The organism is Saccharothrix sp. HUAS TT1, from assembly GCF_040744945.1.
Taxonomy (GTDB): Bacteria; Actinomycetota; Actinomycetes; order Mycobacteriales; family Pseudonocardiaceae; genus Actinosynnema.
Genome location: NZ_CP160453.1, coordinates 7,040,657 through 7,066,047, shown reverse-complemented (window position 1 = coordinate 7,066,047; position 25,391 = coordinate 7,040,657). Strand labels below are relative to the sequence as shown.

Genomic DNA, 25,391 nt, shown 5'->3' with positions numbered 1-25,391 from the left:
CGGTGGACGCGGGTCGCCCCGCTTCGGGCGCCGGGATCGAGCTGGTGGCACCCGAACCCCTGATGACCGACCTGCCCGTGGTGGAGGACCCCTCCTCGCCGGAGACTCCGGTCCCGACCCACGAGGACGTGGTCGAGCAGACTCAAGCGGTCGTGGACGGCGGCCCGTTGCCGGGGCCGGTGACCCACCAGGACGCGGAAGCGCTCGCGGTGCCGGAACCGGCGATGTCCGCGATGGGGCAGGGCGCTCAGCAGGTTCCGCAGCGGGACGACCCCCGCGACAGTTCGGCGCAGTGGACGCCGGAGGTGGTGCGGACCGCCGGCCACCGGGCGATGGCCTACCTCGACGGCCTCGACCTCCCGGCCGCCGACCGGAAGTCGCTGTTCGCCGAAGCGGGCGTGATCGTGGTCCAGACCCACGACATGTCGGGGCTGACCGACCCGGACGCGTTCGAAGACGTCGTCAGGGTCGTGGCGAGCGTGCTGCAGAGGGCGGACACCGAAGGCGCCAGGCAAGCCTCCCTGGAGGTGGCCGCGGGCCTGGGAACCGCCCTGCCGCCGATCGCCGGTCCCACCACCGGGCCGAACCGGGCCATCCGCGACCTGCGTGCGCGCAAGGGGCCGTCGCAGGACTCGCCCTGGACGGTGGAATCGCTGCGGCTGCGGGCAGACCTGGCGCGCGCCGCCTGGCTGGACGAGCAGACCCGGTTCACGCAGGACCTCGTGCTGCGGCGCGCGGAGGGGATCGTGACGTCGGTCGTCAGCGCCGGTGCGCCGATCGACCGCGACGTGCTCGACGACCTCCTTGTGGTCGTCGCCGACGACTACAAGGAGGAGCACTACTACAGGCGCAGCGCGAAGCTCGCCGTGCAGATCGTCGGCGACCTGGGCATCACCGCTACCGCCGCACCGCTGGAGGATCCCGCCGAGGCGGGGAACCGCGCCCTTCCGCCGGAGTTGGCGTTCACCTCCGGACCGGGCTCGAAGGCGCTGGACGAGGCGCAGTCCGGCCGCGTGGAGAAGCTCGGGGAGGAACTGGCCGAGGCCGCGGGCACCCGCGCCGAACTGGGCTACCTGCCGCCGGTGGTCCGGATCTCCGGCCACCCCTCCACCGTCCCGGACGTCCAGGAGCTGTTGCGCAAGCACGTCGTCGACGTCGACATCGCCGTCGAGCTGGACGAGAGCCGCGACGGCGCCGCCGTGTTCGTGCAGTGGGACCTGGTGCGACCGGGCGGTACCGCCCCGCTCGACGCCCCGCGCGTCACCCCGCTCGACGCGCCGCCGGTCACCGACGTGGTCGGTGACCCGGAAACCGAGCAGTCCGACCAGGAAGTCGCCGCGCCCGCGGTAGTGAAGTCGGTCCTGGACGACGAGAGGTGGCGGCACAGCAGGCGCTGGGCGGCGGAGTGGTTCGACCCCCGCGACCCCGTGTCGTCGCACCGCGTCGCCTCGGCACGGGTCGGGACCCCGGTCACGGCGTGGGTGCGCGGCGAGGGCGTGAAGCCGACCTCCAAGTCCGACATCAGCATCGTGGGCAAGCCGCGGCTCGACCTGGTCCGCGACCCGATCGCCTACGACGTGCGCGCCCTCGACCTCGACGGTCGCCGGGTGCTCGACATCACCACCAGGTACTTCCTGGACACGACCGACGTCGCGGCGACGGAAGAGCAGCTCGACGAGCTGAAGGACCGCTTCCTCGGCGGCGTGGACAAGATCTTCAACCAGGGGTACCGCCTGCCCGGCGGGGAGCAGTTCCACGTCACGGTGGAGTTCACCGACGACCCGGCCGACGCGCACTCGGTGATCTCGGTGATGGACGACGACGCCCGCGCGCGCCACTTGGCGTGGCCGTTGAACGCGTCCGAGATGACGTTGGGCCACGAGCACGGGCACCAGTTGGGCCTCGTGGACGAGTACGTCGAGACGATCGACGACGAACCGCTCTTCCAGGTCGAGGCCGGCCGGGGACAGGTCGTCGACGACGACGGCATCATGGGCATCGGCATGCTCGACGGCAGCGGACGGCTGCTGCCGCGCCACCTCTGGCTGTTCGCGCACCACCTGAACGCGTTGGCCGCCGCCAACCCGCCGGTCGACGCGGCGCCGGACGTGACCGGCGGGCAGGGGGCATCCGCCCCTGCCGGAGGCCGGTGGAAGAGGCCCGCCAGGTTCCTCCGCGCCCTGAACGGGATCTTCTCGCGGTCGGACCGCACGGCGGTCACCGGTCCGCTGGTGGTCGCGGAGGCCCCGGTGCGGCCGTCCGCCGGGGACCGGGCCCCCTGGACCGGGGCGCTGCTGCGAGCCGAAGCCGTCCGGGCGCGCGCGGTGCTGGCCGAGCAGCGGGACCCGGCGAGGCAGCGGTCGGCCGTGCGGCGGGCCGACTGGATCACGTCGCTGGTCGCCGACCCCGCCGCGGCGCCCGACCCGACCGCGCACCTGGACCTCACCTTCGTCGTCGCCGCAGCACTGGTGGACGGGCTCCGCTTCCGCGAGACCGCGGAGCTGGCCCACCGGATCGCGTCGGACCTGGGCGTCGCGTCGCCGTCGCCGCTCGGTGGCCACGAGGTCGTCGAGCTGCCCGCGCCGGGAGCCACCGGGGGCCGGGTGGGCGCCATCCTGAGGAAGACGGGGCCGCTCGCCGCCGGCCCCGCCGCCGAGTGGACGTCCGAGCAACTGACCGCGCGGGCGTCGGCGGCCCACCGGGACCTGGCCGGGCGGCCCGAGTCCGTCCAGGACGAGGCGTTCCGCCGAGCACAGGGGATCGTCGCCGTCGCTGCGGCCCCGAACGACCCCGAGACGCTGGAAGGGCTGACCGCGATCGTCGCAGCCGATCTGCTGAAGCACCACAGCCCTCGGCACAGCACCGCCCTGGCCTACGGCCTCGCCGAAGACCTCGGCATCGCGCCCGGGACGCCGCCGTCGCTCGCCGTCGCGGACCTGTGGTTCCCCCACGTGCCGGGCGCCCCCGACCTCACGGCAGGCGGGCGGGCGCTGGTGCGGGCGTCCGCGCTCGACCTGCTGGCCGCCCGGGAGAAGGCCGGACGGCCCCTCCCCGCCCCGGTGGTCGAGATCTCCGGACCCGCGGCGAGCGCCGCAGCGGTGCGCGACGCGTTCACCGCCGTCCTCGGCGAGCGGGGCGGTGTCGACCTCCGGCTGACCGGCGGCGAGCCGGGCGACGCCGTCGAGGTCCGGGTGCAGCGGGACGCGCGCCGCCAGGGCGCGAGCCCGGGCGTCGCGCCGCGAGTCGACGTCGCCGAACCGGCTCGGGGTGGCACCGACCGCGCGGTCCGCGAGACCGGCTCGGCGCTGTCGGTGGTGGACGCGCGGGACCTGCTGGGCGACTTCTTCGCCGACCGGGACCGACTGCGCGCGGCCTACCCCGAGGACCTGGGCGACGCCGAGGTGGCGGTCACGCCGCTGGGGACCGGTGTCCGGTCAGTGATCACCCGTCCGAGGTCCGGCCAGTCGCTCACCGTGGAGGTGGAACTCGGCGGCACCCCGGGCGAGCCCTCGGTCACGGTCACCCTGCGGCGCAGCGACGCACCGGGGGTCCACCGGCACACTTACGACTCCGACAACCTCGACTGGATCGCCCAAGACCTCCTGGACGGCACGCCGCAGCACAACCAGGCATTCGAGAGCCTGCCGCACCCGGACGATTGGCACGGGCCGCTGGACGACGCGGCGCCGCAGGGCGTCCCGTGGACCGAGGACACCGTCAAGGCCGAGGGCTCGGCGGCCGGGCAGTGGATGCGCGGCCGGCCCGACTGGACCCACGCCCTGGTGTACCCGAGGGCCCGGTGGGTCGTCGAGCAGACCCACGACCCCGCACTGCTCCCGCCCGACACCCGCCCCGCGCTCGTCAACGTCGTCGCGAAGGCCCTGGAGCAGTACCAGGACTTCACCGCGGTGGTGGACCTGGCTCGCGGCATCGCCCGCGACCTGGGCACCGCGCGGATCGGGGAGCACGGCGGCGCCCAGGTCCTCGAACTCGACGCCTCGGACCCCGTGGACGCCGACCTCGGTCCCGCGAGGGGGCCGGTGGCGCCGGCCTGGACGCCCGCGAGGCTGCGCGCGAAGGTCGCCGCGTCGCTGGAGGTGCTGGAGAACGCCGACCACCGGGTGCGGGCGACCGCCCTGCGGCGGGCTCGCGGCATCGTCGCGTTCACCACCGAGGTCGACCCGACCTCCGACGAGGACCTGCTGGTGGACCTCACCAGCGCGATCGCGATCGACCTGGCGTCGCACTCGGGGGTCGAGGGCTACTACCGGGGCGCGGTGGCGCTCGCCTACGAGATCGCCCGGGACCTCGGGTTCGCCGCGTCGCCCTTCGCGATGTCCCAGCCGGACCGCGAGGCGTCGAACCCGGCCCCCGAGTGGTTCTTCGACGTGGCGCCCGACGTCGCCGGGCTGACCGAGTGGCAGCGGTACGACCTGCTGGTGATGGCCGGGGACATCGCCGACGCGGCCTTCGCCCGCGAAGCGCTGGGCTACCTGCCACCGGCGGTGGTGGTCTCCGGGGTGCGGGCCGAGGACGCCGCGGAAGTGCTGCGCAGCGTGCCGCTCGTGACCGCCGAGGTGAAGGGCGGCGGTCCCGTCGACGGCACCGCCGTGTTCGTCGACTGGACCCTCAGGCGCAGGACGCCGAGGGAACTCCAGGGCGTCGCGCCCGTGCTGGAACTCGGAGGCGCGGCCCTCGAACCGGAGCTGCGGGAGCCCGCCTCCCCGGCGGAGGGCGAGGAGGACGCGCCCCTTCCCCGGTTCGAGCACCCGATCCTCGACGACCCGAGCTGGCGCCACCGGACCGACCCCAGCGCGCCCTGGTTCGCGCCGAGGGACCCGGTCTCCGCGGAACGCATCCGCGCCGCGCGCCCCAAGGTCGTCACGGGCACCGTGCGCGGCTTGGACTTCAGCGTGATGAACAGCGGCGAGGTCTCCCGCGGGCGGGCCCGCCTGACGCCCGTCACCACGACCGTCGCCTACGACGTCCGCGACTTCGTGGTGGACGGCGTGCCGGTGCGCGAGTTCACCGTGCGGCTGTTCCTGGACCCGGTCGACCCGTGGGGCGGCGCCACGACCAACGCCTCGGAGGCCGAGCTGGCGGCGCTGAAGCAGCGCGTCCGCCAGGGCGTCGACGAGGCGTTCAACCGCGGTTACCGCCTCCCCGACGGGAGCCAGTTCCACGCCCGCGTCCAGTTCACCGCCCGGCGCGAGAACGCGCACGGCCACATCCTCGTCGGGGCTCCCGGGACGCGCACCTTCCAGCACAATTGGCCCGTCACGATCACGCCCGGGCAGGCGGCCCACGAGTTCTTCCACTTCCTCGGCGCGAGGGACGAGTACCGCGACAGGGGTGAGCACCAGCGGGACCCCCGCGCGCAGGCCGGGCCCAGGACCATCTTCATGGAGCACCCGGGCCGGGGACGGGTCGTTCGCGACGGCAGCATCATGTCCCCCCGGAAGGGCGCCGGGCACGCGCCGGTCAGGCCGCGTCACCTGGTGCTGGTCGAGAACGTCAGGAGGGCGCTGGAGAGCCCGGCCCCGACATCCGAGGCGGCCCTCCGGCTGCTGGGGGAGCACGACCCGAGCTGGGTCCTGAAGAGCGCCGGGTTGTACCCCGCCGGGGACGTCGGCGCGAGGACCACCCAGGCCGCCTACCAGGCGGAGACGACCGACGCGCCGGAGTCGACCTACGCGCCGGGGCACGCCGGGGCCGCCTACCAGGCGAGGGCCGCCGGCGAGCAGGGATTCGCGGACGCGTGGGGAAGCGTGGACGCGTGGGGGGCCACCGACGAACCGGAGACCCCGCCGTGGACGCCGGCGCTCCTGCGGGAGCGGGCCGCCGAAGCGCGGTCGCGGCTGTTCGACACCTCCCGGCGCACGCAGGAAGTCCTGTACCTGCGGGCCCAAGCGCTGGTCACCGAGGTCGTCGGGAAGGAAGGGCTCGCGGGACTGCGCGCCGACCTGGTCGACATCGCCGCCGACGAGTTGGACACGCGAGCCGGCGTCACCGCGACGTGGTCGCTGGTGCGGTCGGCCCGGGACGACCTGGCCGGCGCCGTCGCCGCGTCCGACGCGCAGCCGTGGACCGAGCCGGAGTTGCGCCGCCGCGCCGACGAGGCCCGGCGGGAGGCGGAGGACTTCGGTTGGCGGACGAGGGAGGCCGCGCTCCGGCGGGCGGGTGCGGTCGTCGGGTTCCGCGGTTCCTACGGCCGGCTGGCCCCGGACGTCGCCCAGGACGCCACCGCGGTGGTCGCCGGGTCGCTGGCCCGGGACGCGGTCCGCCGGGCGGAGGAGCTGCTGGAGAACGGGTCCGGGCACGTCGACGCCGCGCCGGCGATGATGGAACGCCTGGTGGTGGCCGTCGTGGGCGACCTGGTCGAGCGGATCACCCTCGACCGGTCCGGTCTCGGCCGCGGCGACTGGCGGTCGCTGGTGCACCGGGTGGAGTTCCCCCTCGGCAGCGGCAGCGGAGCGCCGCCCTGGACGCCCGAGGAGCTGGCGGACGCGGTCGCCGCGGTGGGGAGCGCCTTGGACGACGTGGACACCAGGACGCGGAACACGGCGACGCGGCGGGCGTGGGACTTCCTCGGGTCCGCCACCGCCTACCAGGACGTGCCGGCGGCGGTCCTGGAGGACGTGGCCGCGGTGGTCGCGGCCGAACTGGTCGCGGCCGCGCGCCTGACCGCGAGGAACGTCCTGGTGTCCGGGGCCGCCAAGGTCGACCTGCCGGCCGACCTCCGGCGATCCGCGACCGACGCGGTCGCCGCGGTGCTGGTGGTCGTGGCCCCCGACCGGGGCGCCGAGTCGCTGGCGCACCGCGTGGTGCTCGACCTGGGCGCGGGCGCCGGTGTGCCGGACCGGGTGGCGCGGGGCTTGGCGGACAGCGTCACGGCGGCGCTCGCCACGCTGGCCGCCCACGCCGAGACGTGGAAGTCCGAGGTGGAAGCGGCGAACGCCTTCGCCCTGGACGTGGCGGAACTGCGCACCGTGAACTCGGACGTCCCCGAACCGGTGCTGGCGGACTTCACCGCGGTCGTCGCGGCCGACGTGCTCACCAGGGAGGTCGAGCGCCGTCGCGTGCGGAACAGGGCGCTGCTCCGCGGCAGCGGCACGGCGCACCGCTGGGGCGACCGCATCAGGACCGCCGTGCGCCCGCCCCGCGACGAACCCCGGTTCACCGCACCCCGGGGAGCCTTGGACGTGGGGCTCGGCGCCGAGATGCGACCGTGGACCCAGGAGTCGCTGGCGCGGGCCGCCGAGATCGCGCGCCGCTTCGCGGGCGCCGGTACCCGGCTGCACGGCGACGAGGCCGCGACCAATGGCTGGAGCCCTTCCTACGCGCGGCAGCAGGCGCGCGGCGCAGTGGCGTTCATGACGGCGGGCACCGACGTCGACGACGCCGTGCTGGCGCAGGTCGTGGACGTCGCCACGGCCGAGCTGGTGGTGAACCGGGCCGTCGGCGGCCACAACCGGGACGTGGAGTTCCTCGTCCACCGGATCGTGGTCGACCTCGGCCTCACCGGCGCCCCGCCCGCGCTGCCGCCCGCGCCCCTCCCGGAGCAGGCGGAGGAGCGGTTCACCCTGGAGGTGTCGTTCCGCCGGTCGGGTGCGCCGGAGTCGGACCGGTCGGGCCTGGACCACCTGGAGAACTCGATCGAGCGCATCCTGCGCTCGCAGGCCGGTCGACGGCTGCTCGGCTACGCCGAGGCCCCGGTCCGGATCTCGGGGTCGGAGGCGGACCGCGTCCGCGACCGCTTCCGCGACGCCGGGTCCACCGGGGTCGAAGTGGTCGAGGGCGGTCCGCGCGACGGCGTGGACGTGCACGTGGACTGGACCGCGGAAGCCGGGCTCCCCGCGCGCGGCGGCGAGGACCGCTCGGCCTTCCCGCCGCTGCGGCGCCCCGTGCTGGAGGACCCCTCGTGGCGGCACAGCGAGGCGACCACCGCGGACTGGTTCGACCGCCTCCCGAACGCCGTCAGCTCCGCGGACGTCCGCCAGGCGCGGCGCCGGGCGCCGATCGTCGGCACGGTGCGCGGCGAGCACCACCAGGTGCTCGACACCAGCAGCGTCGACCGCGGCTGGCCCCTCCTCTGGGGCGTGGAGACCTTCATCGCCTACGACGTGCGCGCGTTCACCGTCGGCGGCGTCCCCGTGCGGGACTACACCGTCAAGCTGCGCCTCGACCGGCCGGGCGGGGTCGGGCCGCTGTACCGGACGGGGGTCCGCCACGCGGTCGACGCGATCTTCAACCGCGGCTACCGGCTGCCCAGCGGCGAGCAGTTCCACGTCACCGTCGAGTTCGTCTCCGACCCCTTGGCAGCGCACGCCGACGTCCGGGTCGGGGGAGTCCGGAGGGCCACCCAGGACCACTGGCCGGAGCACATCAACCCGGTCACCGCGGCGCACGAGTTGCTCCACTACCTCGGCGTCGACGACGACCACGACCAGGGCCGCCCCCAGCCGTCGTCCCCGGAGGATCTCAGGCTCCCACCGGGGGACCTCGCCCGCCCCGTCCTCACGGGCCGGCCGGGCCAGGGGCAGGCGGTCGGCGACGGCGGGATCATGGGCACCCCGGCGGGTCGACTGCTCCAAGCCGTGCTGGGCTCCGCGCTCAGGCCGCGCCACCTGTGGCAGGTGCAGAACCGCGAGAACGCGCTGACCAACCTGCGCGACCGGCCCCTCCTGCCGGGGCCCCGGCAGGCCACTCGCTGGTTCGTCCGTCCGCACGAGCCCGCGGACGACACCCCGCCGCCGGTCTACGCGGTGCGCGAGCAGGCGTGGCGGTTGCTGGAGGACGTGCTGTCCGACCCCTCCACCGAGTGGACGCACGAGTTGCTGAGCCGGCAGGCGGTGCTCGCGCGGGAGTGGGTGTTCAGCGGTTCGCGGTCCCTCCAGGAGGCCGTGTACCTGAGGGCGCCCCGGATGGTGCAGTGGGCCCGTCCGCTGACCGACATCCGGGTGTGGTCGGACGTGGTGGACCTCGCCGCCGCGGCACTGGCCGGGTACGGCGACCTGAGGACGGCCGAGGCGGCGCTGCTGCGGGTCGAGCCCGCCCTGCGGACCGCCGTGCCGCCGGACCTGGTCGCGGGCCGGGAGGTGTGGACGTTCGACCTCTTCACACGGGAGGGGGACCGCATCCGGCGGGAGCTCGCTTCGATGGATGTGCCGGTACGCATCGAGGACGCCACGGCACGTCGGGCGCGGGCGGTCGTCGCGTCCCGCACCTCCTACGGCTCCCTCGGCCCCGACCGCGCGGCGGACGCGGCCGAGATGCTCACCCACATGCTGCTGCGCGACGCGATCGAGCGGGCGGCACGCGTGGTGGCCTCGGGCGAGGCCCACGAGAAGGTGCCTTCGCGGTTGGCCGCCCACCTGATCGAGGGCATCGCCCCCGCGGTGCTCAACTGGATCTTCGTCACCCACCCCGGCGAGCAGGCGGGGGTCGTCTTCCACGTCGACGACCAACCGGAGTTCTTCGCCCGCCTCGGCGACGACGAGGGGTTCTTCGACCACCCGCTGCCCTTCGACGTGCGATCCGGGACGTGGGCGCCGACACCCGGCTCCACCGCCATGCCGGAGGCCGCGAACGAGCGGATGAGGGCGACCGCGATGCGGCGCGCACGATTCATCGTGGCCTCCACCTCCAAGTGGGGTGCGCCGCCCCCCGGGCAGACCGCCGCGGGCGGGGAGCCGGCCCCCCGGGAGGTGTCCGAGGACGTCGTGCGGGCGGTGGCGGCGGAACTGGTGAAAGCCGCGTTCCACCGGGCGTGGCTCATCGTCGAGTCCGGCGTGCCCGAGCGGGACCTGTCGGAAGACGTGGCCCTGAGCTTGCAGGCGGTCATCGCCGCCAGGCTGGCGACCAAGGCTCCGATCGAACGGGGCTTCGAGGTCTGGGCCCACCGGCTGGCGCTCCAGCTCGGCCGCTTGACCTTCCCGTACCTCATGAGCGCGGACAACCTGACTTGGGCGAGGCGCGTGGTGAGCACCTTCGACGCCCAGTCGAACGGCAACCTGCGCCAGGTGACGGCGGCTCAAGCCGGGTTGATCGCCAGGTTCCGACTGTCCCTCCTCGGGTTCGCCAACAACAGCACCTGGGTCAATTCGTTGTCCGATGCCATCCAGGCGGAGTTGCTGAAGCGCCGGCACGACCCGCGCGTGCTGCGCGACATCGAGCAGTACGCCGCGCCGCTCCCCCGCGAGGTGCTCGACATCGGCTTCGGCTCGGGGGCGCCGCCGTGGACGATCGAGGCGCTGGAACGGACCGACAACCCCGCGCACAGCCTCCTGACGGCCGTGGAGCGGCGGCTGTCCGACATGGCGCGGCGACGGGGGCGCAGCACCGTGCTGTCCGTGATCGGCGGGACCAGGGTGTCGCCGGCGGTGCCCGAGCACCTCGCCGAGCGGGTGTTCGACTTGTACGTCAAGGTCGTCGCGGCCGAGACCGTCGTCCACACGCTGCTCGGCGGGAGGGGCACCGGACCGGAGTTCCTGGCCACCCTGATCGCGTTCGACCTGGGCCTCGCCGGCCCCGCCAGTCCTCGTCTCCTGGAGTCCCCGGACGCCCCGGAGCCGGAGCACTTCGTCGCCGAGAGCTTCCACCGCGCCGAGTACGCGTCGGACGAGCCGCTGGACCCGGGGGAAGAGGCGGCCTTGGTGTCGGTGGCCCGGGAGGTGAGCCGGGCGTCGGAGGCGCGCTCGCGACAGGGCTACCAGCCGCCGCGCGTGCGGATCACGGGCATGGCCGCGTCCCGGGTGACCGAGATCTTCCACGACCACGAGGTGTTCGACGTGGACGTCAGGGACGAGTTCGGGACCGCGGGGCACGTGGAGGTGCTGGTCGACTGGGCCCTCCGGCCGCGTCCGATGAGCTACGCGCTGGCCAACCCGCGGCCCGTGGAGCCGGGTAGGTCCCTGGAGCGGGAGCCGGTGGAGCGGTTGGCGGCCAGGGCGGCGCGGCGGGCGATCCTGGACGACCCGTCGTGGCGGCACAGCCCGGCCCCCGGCGCGGACTGGTTCGACCCGCTCCCGAATGCGGTGCACCCGGAGCGCATCCGGGAGGTCGGCGAGTCCGCCCCGTTGCTCGGCACGGTGCGCAGCGAGCGCTTCGAGGCGTTCCGGCAGGGCGTCTCCGTGCTGGGGCGCCCCTACCCGGTCGGGCCGCGGATACCCGTCGTCTACGACGTCCGGGACTTCGAGGTCGACGGCGTCCGCGTCCGCGACTTCCTCCTCAAGCTGCACGTGACCGCCTCCGACGCGTCCTCGGAAGACGTCCGCGAGGTGGTGGACGAGGTGTTCAACAGGGGCTACCGACTCCCGGGCGGTGAGCAGTTCAACCTCACCGTCGAATTCGTCTACGAGGCCGAAGCGCACGCCGTCACCAATTTCGCGGGGATGGGCCGGGATCGGCTCGCGATCGCGGACCGGATCGTCGTGAGCCTGGGCGTTCCCCCTCGGTCGCCGGTGCTGGGGAGACCCCTGCTGGGGCCGGTTCGCCCCCAGGACCGCCGGTTCCCGGTCGGGGACCTGGTCGGACCGCGCGACCTGTGGTGGGTCGACCGCACCACCGATCAACTGCTGCAACCCGCACCGCCGCCCGGACTCCCGCCGGAGCCCGGGGACGTCGACCTGCCGGAGGACGCGGGGGTCGGGGCGCCCGCCTCCGACGTGGACCTCCAGGGCTCGGACGCGAGGTCGGACTCGGGCTTCGGGGACTCGGTCGCGGATGATCCGGTCGCGGGTGATCCAGGCGTGGGCGATCCGGGTGTGGGCGATCCGGGCGCCGGGGGCGCGGGCGCGGAGTTCGAGCCGATGGAGGACGAGGAAGTCCGGCCGATCAGCCCGGGGTCGTCGTGGGAATCGGAACAGGACCCGGTTCACTCCTCGGTTGAGAACATCACCCGGTGGACGATCGAAGACCTGTCGGAGCGGTCGGCGACCGCACTGGCGAACCTGTTCGCGCTGCCGCTGCCCTTGCAGGACGTCCTCTTCCGGCGGGCCATCCGGGTGGTCCAGGACGCCGACGGCTCGGCCGACGTGGTGGGCCACGAGGCGTGGAGCTACCTCGTGGACATCGCCGCCGACGTGATCCTGGAGGTCGGCGACCCCAGCAGCGCGATGGTGCCGATGTGGCACGTCGTGAACAACCTGTACCCCGACCGCCAGACGTTGCGCGCCGGCAGGGAGCGGCCCCCGAACGCGGGGGTGCTGAGGAACTTCCGCCGCGATCAGGAAGGCCGCTACCGGACGTACCCCCAGTGGGAGGCGGCGCACCGGCGGGCACGGGCCATCGTGGCGTTCCGGACTTCCTACAGCCCCCTCCTCCCGGAGGTGGCCGACGACCTGGCTGTGATGATCGGAACGATGATCTGGGACGCCCTCGACGAGCAGGCGGTCGCGATCGTCTCGTCCGGCATCGACAGCACGTTCCCACCGCGGAAGCGGGAACGCCTCGTCGAGGCCGTCGCCGCGGGCGTGGTCGACCGCATGGTCCTGGACCGCGACGACTACGGCGACGACGGCGACGGTGACGGCAACGGCGACGTGCCACGGGTTCTGGCGGAATGGCTGCCACCCTTCCCCGACGACCCCGCCGAGATGAAGGCCCTGACCGACAACGCCGTCGCGTTACTGAAGAACATGTCCGTGCACCTCCAGGAGGCCGCGCGGAAGCGGGTCGCGGAGTCGCTGGAGGTGGTGGGCGCGACGCCGGAGGGCGCGGCCGCGGTGCTCGCCGCGAGCGTGGCGGGGTCCGCGATCGAGCAGGCCCGGGACATCGTGGACACCGGCACGCCCGACCAGTTCCAGGACGACCCCCTGGCCCGACCGCCGGTGGACGACGAGGAGTTCTGGGACCTGGTCAACGACGTCCGGACCGGACTGGCGGCCGGGTTGGCCACCGAGGACTTCACGAACGACACGTACCTGCCCATCGAGATGATGGCGCACAGGGTGGTGCTCCACGAGGGCTTGTCGGTGTTCGCGCTGCCGAGCTTCCCACCTGACGAGGTCGATCGGGCCGTGGACCTCTTGCGCGGCGTGCCGGCCAGGTGGCGGGAGCTGAGCAGGGCCAACGCGATCCTCGAGTTCCGGATGGGGAACGCCGAGGCGTCGTGGCCGAGTCGCTGGAACGCCGCCACGATCCTGGCGGCCCGGCGGGTGAGCGGTCTGCCGGCCGGAGAAACGTTCTCGGACCTGCTCCTGCACGGTGTCAGGGTGGGGCAGAGGCCGTGGTCGTCGAGGTCGTTGCGCGACGCGGCCGAGCGGTTCCCGGACATGTGGGCCGCCCTGGGTGGCCGGGGCCCGACCCTCGCCTCCGCCGCGGCCCGGGCGGACAGCATGGTGAGGGCGCTCACGGGTGGGGCCCGGACCTCACCGGTCGTGCCGACCTACGCGGCCGACGACGTGCTGCACGACTTCCGCCAGGTGGTCCTGACCGGGTTGCTGGTCGACGCCGCCACCGGCGGGGGCGGCGGCGGGCCGGAGTCCCTGGCGCGTCGGATCGCGCTCGACCTCGGCCTCCTCGCCGAGGTGCACCGCCACAACGGCGCCCACCGCCGGGCGGCGTCGGACTTCACGCTGGAGAGGGCGTACCACGACCTCAACCCCCGGGGTTCGTTGCCGGAGGAGCGGCAGGCGGAGATCCGGGCGTTCGTGGCGGAGCTGGAGCGGCAGCAGGCCGCCCGCCAGGCGTCGGGGTACCTGCGGGCGCCGGTCCGGGTGGTCGGGGAGGCCGCGGACCAGGTAGCCGAAATCTTCGCGGAGTTCGGCGTCGACGTCCGGTCGAGGGACGACTTGGGCGCGCCCGACCGGGTGGACGTGCTGGTGGACTGGACCCTCCGACGGGCGGTGCCACCCGCGCGGGCGGAGCGCCTGCGGGCGATGGAGTTGACGGAGGTCCCCGCGGTCGCGCCCGCCCGCCCGGCCGATCCGGGCGACGCCTGGTTCGCACCGCCGAGCCCGGTCGACCCGGCGCGCGTCCGCGAGGCCCGCGAGTCCGCGCCGGTGGTCGGCACGGTGCGCGGGGAGCACTTCCACGTGCTCGACACCAGCACGGTCGCGTACGAGGGGACCCGGCTCTCGGGAGTGCGGACCCTGATCGCCTACGACGTGCGGGAGTTCGAGGTCGACGGCGTCGAGGTGCGCGACTTCACCGTCAAGGTCTTCCTGACGGAGGAGTTCACGCCCGAGGAACGCGCCCGCATCGCCGACAGCGCCGCGCGGGGCGCCGACGAGGTCTTCAACCAGGGCTACGGCCTGCCGGACGGCAGGCAGTTCCACGTCACCGTCGAGTTCACCGACGAGCGGGACGCGCACGTCCGCGTGTCACCCACGCACGCCCGCACCGACCAGTTGAGGTGGCGGGCCGACAGCTCCCCGGTCGTCACGGCCCACGAGACCGGGCACCTGCTCGGGCTCGACGACGAGACCCGTCCCGACCAGACCGGCCCCGACGAGGACCCGCGTGCCTTCCCCCGCCACCGGGCTCCCGTGGCCGGTCTCATGGACGGCGGCTCGCAGCACCTCCAGCCCCACCACCTGACCCGGATCCACGAGCGCATGCAGGCCATGCTGCGGCGCGGCCACCAGCCCGCCGAGACCGGGCCGATGGAGCGCGAGGAGCGCTTCGCCAGCCCGCACGCCCCGCGCTTCCCGGTGTCCGTCGCGCTCGACCCCGTGGTCGAGGAGGACCCCGACGTGTCCTGGCTGGCGCCCGCCAGCCAGGCGGGTCCTGCGGCGTCGACCGACCACGACGAGCCCGGGCGATCCTGGCTGGCGCTGTTCGACGCGGCGGACCCGGACGACGGCGACGGCGGGACCGATCAGCCGGCCCGGGACGGCGAACCCGACACCGGGACGGCCGAACCGCCGGTCCCGGTCGACGGCGCCGCGCCGGAGGGCCCCACCACGTCGGTGGCCCGGTTCTGGCGGACGCTGCCCGACTACTTCCGGGAGGGCCGCGCGCTCGGCACGATCAGGCCGATCGACGCCCGCGGCCGCGAACTGGTCCTGCCCGCGGTCAGGGCGCTGCTGCCCGCCACCGGGGAGCCCGACCCGCAGCACCTCGATCGCCTGGAGCGCGCTGTGCGCACCGAGTTCGAGTCCCTCATGGGTGGCGGGCGCACGTTCCAGGTGCCCGTCGGCGGCTCCTGGTTCGAGGTGCGGGTCACGGCGACCCCGCTGCGGGTCGACGACGAGGCCGCCCTCGTCGAGCCCGCCGACCGGGCGGTCACCGATGTGCGCACCGGCGCCACCGTCACCTCGACGGCGGTGGTCGACGGCACCGGGGCGAACGACCTGACGGCGGCCGCGTTGGTCACCATGGGGACCGGTCCCTACGGCATGGCGATCGCCCGCGTGCCGCGCTCCCACCCGCACACCTACTCCACCGTCACGACGAGCCTCACGCACCAGGGCATCCTGCGCTCCGGGGACTCGACCCACCTGGTCCTGCCGGTGCGCTACACCGTCTCCCTGCTGGACGTCGACGGCCGGGCCGTCCGCACCGAGGAGGTGCGCAGCGGTCCGACCGGCGCCGTGGACGTCACCTTCCAGGTGCCGGACGACCTGCACGACTACTTCGCCCCGGGCGGGGTCCCCGCCCCGGCGAGCCCCCTCGACCGGGGCTGGGGCAGGAGGTTGGACCACCCGTTCGCGGAAGCCGTGGTCGGCTTCGACGAGGACAAGGCGTTCGAGCTGGTCGCGGGCAGGATGCACCCGTCGATCACCAGGTCGGGCGCCGACGGGCGCACCAAGCTGCGCGACTTCCTGCGCCACACGACCATCACGAACAACCTGGTGCCGATGATCAGCGGTTGGGTCACCTCGCCCGACCTGACCGGATCGGACGGCGCGCGCGCCGCCGCGGTGCGCGCGCGGGTGGTGCTGCACGACGCCGTGCTGGTGGGGGTGAACCGGAAGAAGGACCGGCTGCGCGACCGCGAGCAGCACGCCGACGCCAACGTCGCGAACGCCTCCATCACCACCGGGTTCACGCTGCGCGGGTCCGCCGGCGGCGGCCTCGGCCTGCCCCTGCTGGTGTTCGGCGGCACCGGCCTCACCGGCGGGTACTCCGCGCGCTTGGTGGACGAGTCCTACGCGGGCACCACGAGCACCACCCGGCTGGGCGTCGAGATCAAGGACGGCGTCGCCCTCCACCGGGTCGGCATGAGCGTCGAGGTGCGCACCCCCACCGGCGAGGACATCGTCCTGCCCGCCACGGCGTACCTGCGGACGGGCGTCGCGGAGGCTGCCGCGCAGGGGCTGCCGCTGCCGCTCGACACCGACGCGGCGCTCGTGGAACCCGTCGACGCGGGCACCCGCTTCGAACCGCCGTACCTCGCCGCCGGCCTGGCCCCCGGCAACGCCAGGATCAGCGGGTTCGCCGTCGCCGCGGAGGTGCAGCCGCAGGTCGAGGCGGCGCTGAACGCGCTGCCCGGGTTCGAGGACTTCCTCCCCGCCTGGAACCAGCGGGGTGTGCACCCCTACAAGAGCGGACTGTCGCCCGCCAAGGCGGCCGAGCAGCTCAACAGGGTGCGCGCGTTGACCGCGAAGCTGTCCGCGTCCGCGCTGCGCACGAACCTGGCGGAGCTGCTGGGACCGGGTGTGGCGGTCCAGCTCCACCGCCACGACCGGTTCCGCACCCACTACGTCGACATAGTGGTGAAGGCGAAGCTCGGTCCCGGTGACCACCAGGGCGGGCTGGGCGGGCGGCGCGTGCGCCACTACGCCGCCGGCGGTCCCAAGCTGGGCAGCGCGACCACCACCACGAAGACGTGGACCGGTGGGGTCGAGGGGCGCGTGGGCGTGGTCCGGCGGTCCCTCGCCAGCGTCACCACGGTGCTCCAGGCCGCGATCAGGTTCCACCGGGCGAAGACGAAGCGGACCGGCGCCGGCCCGGTGGTGGAGACCAGTTCGCTGGACATCGGCAGCCCCACCGCGCAGAAGTTCCGGCACGACGTGGAGTTCCACGTCGAGATCACGACGTTCAGCCGCCCGGCCCGCTGGCTCCGCGGCTGGACGCTCGGCTCCTACCGCCTCCAGGTCCCCGAGCCCAGGGTCCTGGCCCGGACGGTCGAACCGAATCAGCGGATGGACCCGACGAGCCCCGGAACCCCGCTCGTCCTGGAGCTGATCCGCGGTCCGGTCGACGTGTGGCTGGGCCACGGGTCCACGACGACCGAGCCGGCCGCCGCGCCGCCCGAGCACCGGGTCGCCGAGCTGCCGTCCACGACGATCGCCTCGATGCTCACGGGCGCGGCCGAGCGCCCGCCCGCGCCCCACTGGCTGCACGTGGAGGCGACGCCGCGCACGGAGGTGGTGCTGGCCGAGGCGCTGCGGCTGATCGACGACGCGGCGGACAGCGACACGTCGCTGACGGCGCGCGGCACCGAGTCCCACCACCAGGTCCGCCGACTGCTCAGCCCGACGAACATCGCGGCCAACCTGGACCGGTTGACCTCCAGGGCGCTGGTGGACAACGGCCTGCGGTACGACCGCCGGATCACCGACCGGGTCGGCGCGCTGGGCGTCTCCGTCGAGCTGGTGGCGCCCCGCCTGGTGACGCTGTCCGACGACTCCGAGGCGGAGAACTCGCTGACCGGCGGCTCCTACAGCGTGGGCCTCGACGCGACGAGCCACGCGGTGGACCTCATCGTCAACACCGGCGCCAACGCGCGACCCAGCGGCACCGAACCGCGGGGTCTCGGCGGCGCGAACGCGCTCGTCCAGTGGGCGCCGTGGCAGCGGATGTGGATCGACGCCAACCTGGTCGTCGGCCTGGTGGACCGCAACCGCATCACGCCGCCCGACAAGCGCTCCGCGCTGGTGGCGTTCGAGGCCCGCTACCGCCTCGTCGCGGAGAGCCGCAACAGCAACACCCTGCACGACGGCGCGCTGGGCCGGGCGGGCGCGGTCGTCGAGCTGCCCGACGGCGTGTTCCTCCGGGTCGAGGAGCGGGTGGCGGTGCAGCTCGGCCTGCTGGAGGCCGTGGAGGGCGGACCGGCCGCGCCGAGCGGCGCCCACGCCCTCCGACCGCCCCGGATGCTGCACCCGGGCAGCCCGGGCACACCGGCGCTGGGACTGGTCGAGCCCGGTGTGCAACCGGAGCTGTCCGGCGCGGTGTGGGACCTGGTCGAGGAGGTCGACCGGCGCACGAGGACGGTCATGGGCCACCGCCTGCTGCCCGAGTCGGTGCTGGACGACCTGATGAACAACCTCCAGCGCCTGACGCAGTTCTCCTCCCCGAACAGCGTGCTCGCCCTGCTCGACACCGCGCTGGACGGCGGTGTGCCGCTGCTCCTGCACCAGCCGGGGCGCGCCGTGGGCAAGAAGACCTACCAGGTGACGCTGCACGCCCACCTCGACGAAGAGCCGCGGTTCGTCGACGTGGTCAACGACGGGGTCAGCATCGAGCACGCGCTCGTCGACATCCGCAGGCGCGTCAAGGCCGAGGGCCGGGGCAGCAGTTGGAACGCGCTGCTGCGCGCGCCCGTCGCCCACGCCTTCGACACCGAGGAGGGCCGCCCGGCCGACCTGGTGGGTGTGATGCCCACCGCGGGGATCGGCGGCGCCACCCGGAACGTGACCGCGGACACCACGTCCGACGAGGTCATCCGCCTGCGCGGGGTGGGCGGCGTGATGGCCCTCTACGAGCTGCCCGTGCGGTTCGAGCTGGTGGTGGAGAAGGGCGACGACGTCGTCAGCCGGGTCAGCGGTCCGCCGCGCGACCTCGTGCTGCGCACCCAGGCCGACGCCGTGACGAGCACCGCCGACGACCGGGCGCCGTTCCACTCCGGGATCGACGTCCGGCCGGCCGCCGAGGCCGAGCCCGACGCCATCCTGCGGTGGCGGTCCTCCGGTGTGCCGGGCCTGCCCGCCCGGTCGTCGGTCGAAGGGGTGCGCGGCGTGGTGGACCTCCGGCGGGCCGCGATCGACGCGCTGCGCGCGGCGGGCGCGCCCGCCAGGGCGCTGCCGTGGTCGTCACCGGACCTGCCCGACATGACGGGCAAGGGCACCGGACCGCTCAACGCGCTCCTGTCCACGCTGAGCGTCCCGCTGCTGGAAGCCGTCCTGCCGTCCGTGGTCGGCGGCCGGGCGCTGGAGGTGCCGGGCCTGCACGAGTCGGTCGCGGGGATCTCCGCCGACGCGCGCCTGGAGGTCCACGCCAAGCTGCTCGCCCCCAGGCTCGGCAGCCTGACCGACAGCCGGTTCGACATCGACATGGGCAACGCGGCGGTCGAGGCGTCCGGCACGGTGACGCGCGCGAACGCGGGCGAGGCGTCGGTCGGCCTCGGCTTCGGCAGCCACAACCACGTCGAGGAGAACCCCGACGGCACCCTGAACCCGGTGGAGTCGGTCAACTTCATCACCAACGGCCTGGACCTGCGCCAGGTCGCCGAGGACGTCCGCGCCTCGTCGGGTGGTTCGAGCGCTTCCAAGCAGCCGGACCTGTTCGTGTTCGGCCGCATGGGAGTGGTCGAGTTCGACGTGGAGTACCGGGTCGTGGTGGACCTGGGCGGCGGCCGGGTCGCGGTCCGCGACGTCACCGTTCCCGGGGGCGTGGACCTGAGCGTGCCCCAGGCGGGCGTCGAGGTGTTGCTGGGCAAGCGGATCGACGGTGGGCTGGCCGCGGCGCAGGACGCCGTCCACGCCGCGGGGCAGGACTGGCGCAAGGCCGAGATCGCCGTGGACAAGGCCCGGCACGAGGTCCAGGACCTGCACCTGGAGCTGGAGCGGGCCATCCGGGAGGTGTCCCGGCACGAGGCGCCGCCGGAGGACTCGGCGACCCTCGCCGCGGCGGAGGCCGCCGCGGCCGCCGCGCTGGCCGAGGCGGTGCGTCGCCACGACCTGGCCACCTCCAGGCTGGCCGAGGAACGGGTGTTCGCGCGGTCCCACGAGGAGACCGAGCGGCACGCCTCGGAGGCGGAGCTGGCCGCCCGCCGAGGGCTGGAGGCGGCCGACGACGAGATCTCCGACCTGGCACCGCGGCTCGCCGACGCGCGCAGGCGCTCCGCCCATGCCGATCACAAGGTGGCGGAGACCGAGCACGCGCTGGTCGTCGCGGACTCGGAGCTGATCCGGCAGGTGCTGCTGGAGGAGTTGGGGCTGCACCGGGAGACGGCGGTTCGCCGGCGGGTCGAGGTCCGGTCGTTGGCCGCGGCCGCGGACGCCCGGCGACGCGAGGCCGAGGCCGCGCACGCCTTCGCGGACCGAGGGCTCGGGCTCGCGCGTCGTGCCGCGGCCTTCGCGCGGCGCGGCATCGCCGACGCGGAGCGGGCCGTGCGCGAGACCGGGGCGGCGGTGGAGGCCGCCGAGGCGGTGGCGGTCGCCGCCCGCGCCCGCGCCGCGGAGGACGAGGAGAAGCGCGCCGAGGCACGCGCGGCCGCCGAGGCGCGCGTCCGCGGACTGCGGGAGCGGATCGCCACCGGAACGAACGCGGTGTGGAAGGCCCGGGCCGACGCCGACGCCGGGAAGCAGGCGTGGTGGGCAGCGAAGGGGGCGGTGGACCGCGAGATCGCCGCGTACAACGAGCGGCCCGCGCTGACCTCGCGGGACGTCGAGTTCGTCGACCTGGTGGACGCCAATGGCGAACGCGTCGGCGTCGGGTTCCTCTCGGGGCAGGAGGCGGACGTCGCGCGGAGGGCGTTCACGAACGGCGCGGGGAAGCGGTTCGCCGCACCGGAGGACGGCTCCCGCCGGTTCCACGTCGCCGTGCACCACGACGACGCCGGGTACCACGTGCCCCTGCGGGCCGGCGGGGAGGTCGTGCTGGACGACCGCGCCTTCATGCTGCTGCTGGCCACCACCCGCCTGGCGCCCCCCGAGTCGACGCTGACGCTGCTGAGCTGCGAGGTGGCCGACGCGAAGCCGCTGCGGCGCTGGGCGAGGGGGTACGGCCACCGGGGCGGCGTCGAGGTCTTCCCGGACCGGGTCGAGCTGACCGGCGCAGGCGGGTTCCGGCAGTTGGCCGCGGGCGAGCCCGCCGTGCCGACCGCGGACGCGGTGGTGCTGGGCAGGCCCGCCCCCGTGATGTTCCCCGCGCCGGCCTGGGCCATGGCCGACGCGGCGCGGTGGACCCGGGTGGACCGGGCGATGCCCGGTGAGTCCGCGCTGCACCTGTACGCGCACCTCACCAACGGCTGGTTCTTCGTCCGCGACAGGTGGGTCCCCCCGGCCGCCCTGGCCGTTGAGCTGGTCACCCACCTGAGGACCAGGGGCACCGCGGCTCGCGACCTCGACCCGAGCACCCCCGTGGTGCTGATGGTCGAGCAGCTCGACCCGCACGGCCTGCACGTCAAGGCGGCCGAGCAGTTCGCCGAGGCGTTGCGCGGTGACGGCCCCTACCGCCGGGTCGAGATCAACACCGGACCGCTGCTGGTCAAGTCGGACCCCGAGGTGGTCGACCTCGGCGCGGCCCGGTTCGCCAAGGTGTCGGCGCTGCGGCCCTCGGACGTGCGGTGGCAGACCCTGGACAGCGGCGCGACCCGGAACTGGGGGATGGCCCTCCTCGGCGACGACAGCCGGTACCCGTCGCTGCGCGAGACCGTGCGGCAGGTCGGTCCGGGGTCCGAGCACCTGATGGGCGTCGCCCGCGCGGACCGGACCGTCAAGATCGTCGAGGTGCTCTGGGCGACGAGCACGTCCGGCGATCGCGCCCGGCCGTTCACGCTGTACCTGGAGAGCGCGCGCGGGCGGTACGTCGTCCGCCTCTCCGACGACCGGGTCCTCCGGTTGACGGCGGACGAGGCGCTGCGGCTGCTGAGGGAGCTCAGGCCCTTCGAGTCGCTGCTGGCCGGCCCGGTGCGCAGGCCGCTGGTGCTGGTCACCACCGGGGACGAGACGGGCGGCGACCTGAACCGGGAACTGCTGCGGCTGCTGTACGAGTCCGAGGGTTTCCGGCCCACCGCGCAGTACGCCGGACCACTGGTCGACGACCCCTTCCTCCCGGTCGTGCTGCCCCCGACCGGCCGCTTCCTGCTGGGTCCCGCCGCGTCGCTCGACGACGTGCTCCACGAGCGCGGTGGCGGGTTCCGCCTGCGCGGCTCGCGTCCCCTCGGCAGGGCGTTGGAACGCGTCGCCACCGAGATCCGGGAGGGTCGGTGGCGAGACCCCCGCTGGGGCGCCGGAACACCCGTCCTGGTGCTCCTGGACTCCACCGAGCAGCGCGTCGACGCGGCCCTGGTCGACGGCGGCGTCGTGCACCTCAGCGGTCGGGTGGTCGGCGCGATGCACCTGGAGGACGACGATTTCGTCGCCGAGCTGAAAGAGGGCGTGGACCGCCCCGTGGTGCTGATCGGCGAGGACGCGGGCAAGCGGGCCCGGGCCGGTGGCGTCGGGTTCGACTTCGCCTCGGCGCTGCGCGAGGAGAACCACTTCCACGAGGTCTACGCGCTGGTCGGTGAGAATGGGCGGCACTCCTTCCGGAAGGTGTCGCAACTGCGTGCCGGCGACCTGGAGCTGACCCGGCTGACCAGGGCGGACGGCCGGCCGGCAGCCGTGGTGGCACGCGCGCCGGGTGATGAGGACGACGTCGAGCGCGCCCGGGCGTGGGCGTGGCACTCCACCCCCGGGGAAGTGGCTCGGCTGCTGGAGGCCGCCGGCGTCCCCCGGGAACAGCGGGCGTGGCCACCGGGGTGGCAGCCACCGCTGCTGCTCGCCTCCCGCTCGGCGCAGGGCTACCTCGCCTCCCGCTCGGACGGCGTGGCGGTGCCCGTGACGGCATCCGGCCTCGCGGGCGTCCTCGCCGGGGAGCGCGACGTCCGCCGGATGGCCGGCACCGACCCCGACCTGCCGCTGCTGTTCGCCGCTTTCGGCCACGCGCCGGTCGAGGTGGACGAGTTCGCCGAGGGGATGGCGCGGGGCGGCTACTTCCGCGACGTGCTGTGGTTCGACGGCCCGGTGGAGTTCGGTGCGCCCGGCTCCGGGACCGTGGGCGGTGGCCCCGTCCGGGTGTTCCGGCGCCTGGCGCCCGAGCCCGACGACGTGATGAGCTTCCCGCTGGTGCACCCGGTGACCGGCCGCGTCGAGGGCCAGTTCTTCCCCCTTGAGCGGGCCCACGCCGTCGGCATGCCCGCCGCCCGGCGCAGCGAGGCGGAGTCCGGGGTGACCGGCTACGTCGGCGAGGAACCGCTCGCCGACGAGGCGGGGCACGCCGGGGGCACGGAGGTCGTCGAGGTCGTCGAGGAGACCTACGGCTGGCTCGCCGGGACCGTGCCGCCGTGGTTCCTCACCGCGCTCCACCGCGGCGACCGGATGCTGGTGCGCACGCGCGTCGACCGCGACTCCTCCTACGAGGGCGACGTGGTGCCGCTGCTGCCCCCGAGCGCGGGCCGGGTCCTGACCGGCAACCGGATCTACACCTCCGTGCCCCACCCGCCGGGTGAGCACAAGGTGTCGCTGATGGCCGTCCTCGATGGCACGGGCGGGAGGGAGGCGGCCCGTTACCTCCGCCGGGCGTTCGAGCGATCCGACCGGAGCCGGGTGACGTTGTGGGTCACCGACCGGGAAGTGACGCAGGACATGGGGACCGGGGTGCGGTCCATCCGGGACGGCGGTCGCTACCGCGAGGCGCCCGCGCCCGTCGAATCCCCGGAATCGCCCGACGCGTGGCCCGCCGTGCTCACGCCGGAGGACGTGCGGTTCTCGGTGCTGCTCGACAGCAGCGGGCCGATCGGCGCGGCGTTCCTGCCGCGCGACGCGGCCGAGATCGCGGTCCAGGCGTTCGCCAACGGCGCGGCGTGGGACTTCCCGCGCCCGGTGGCCGGGTCGCGGCGGTTCTTCGTGGTGCCGGGCAGCGACAGCCGCGGCTTCCCCGTGCCGCTGAAGTCCGGCGCGGAACCGGTGGTGGGCGAACGCGTGTTCATGCGACTGCTGGCGGCGATGACCGATCCCTCCTGGACGCTGACGGTGTTGAGCTGCGACGCGCGCCAGGCGGACGAGATGCGGAGGGTCAACGAGGAGTTGGGGCGCACCGGCTCGGTGGAGGTGTACCTGGCGAAGACCCAGTTGTCCCGGTCGGGCCGGTTCCGGGTGCTGCGCGAGGGCGAGGCGCCGGAGCGGACGGCGGACTCCATCGTGCTGGGTGACTCGGAGCGGTCCTGATGCCCCCGTCGCCGACCGGCGACGCGGGGCGGGGCCCGCGGCTCGCCCCGGGACCGGACGCGGGGGTGCCTGATGAGGCACTGCCCTTCGACACTGGGGCAGCCGCTGGGCCGGAGCGTTGTTCGCGCTCCGGCCCGCCCGCTGCACTGTTGTCGACCCCTCGTCGACAGGAAGGCGCACCGTGTCCACTCCGTACACCCGGTGGTCGGGTGCGCTGTCGCGGCGCCGGGACCGCCGCGCCGGTGGGTGTGCGGTGGTGAGCGCGTTCGAGCGCTGGGCCGGGGTGGTCCAACGTCCTTCTGCGGCACGGGATCGTGCGGTCCGCCGGCGTGACGGGATTCCTCGCGATGCCTGTTAATCTTGATCCGTCGTTGGTCGGCGATATCGGCATGATCTTGTTGGCGGGTCAGGAGATCCCGCGGATCAGTTCGGCCGAGGCGTATGAGTTGGCGCGGGGTTGGGCGGGGTTGTCGGCTGGGTTGGTGGGGGCGGCTGGTGGTTTGGCGGGGTTGTCGGGTGTGGTGGAGGGGGGTGTTGGCGAGGCGGCGGGGCGTGCGTTTCGTGGGTATGTGGCGGGTTTGGGTGAGGTGGTTCCGCGTTTGGTGGTGGTGGCGGGGGAGCAGTCGCGGAGTTTGCATGCTCTGGCGTTGCAGGTGGAGCATGCGGAGTATTCGATCGTGATCGAGTTGGCGTTTTTCGGTCAGATGGTGTTGTGGGCTTTGGCGAGTCCTTTCACGGCGGGTTTGGTGCCGCAGATCGTGACGTATGGGCGGTTGGCGGTGGGGCGGATTCTGGAGCGGTTGAACTGGTCTGTGCGGTTGTTGGTGGAGGCGGTGCAGGAGGCTGCGCAGGAGATGGCGCAGGACGCGTTGGCGCAGTGGTGGCAGTTCGAGGACGGGAATCGTGAGGAGTGGGATGTCACGAGCACGTTGTTGTCGGGTGCGGGTGGTGCGTTGGCTGGTGGGTTGATCGGTGGGGGTTATTTGTTGGGTCGGAAGTTGGCGCCGGATTCGGTGGACAGTCCGTTTTTTGCGGCTGGTGTGGAGGGTGCGGGTGAGGGTGGTGCGGGCGCGATCATGGCGGGGGCGACGGGGCAGGGTTTGGAGGATGTGTGGATGGGGGTGGTGAGTGGTGCTTTCACGGGGGGTTTCGAGGCTGGGTTGGATCGGTTGGTCGGTGGGGATGACCTGGGTGGTGCGGGGGACGAGGACGGGGAGTCGGAAGAGGACGGTGACGACACCGGGCAGGGGGTCGGGCCGGAACCCGAACCGGGAGTGGGAGAACCGGCGC

1 protein-coding gene is annotated in these 25,391 nt (G+C 74.2%); it reads left to right on the top strand.

Annotated features, from left to right (window positions below; genetic code table 11):
* The first annotated feature begins 44 nt into the window (after nt 1-44).
* Entirely contained in the window at nt 45-24,101 is a 24,057-nt protein-coding gene (locus AB0F89_RS31205; RefSeq protein WP_367129238.1) for a hypothetical protein, read from the top strand.
* Nucleotides 24,102-25,391: the final 1,290 nt, after the last annotated feature.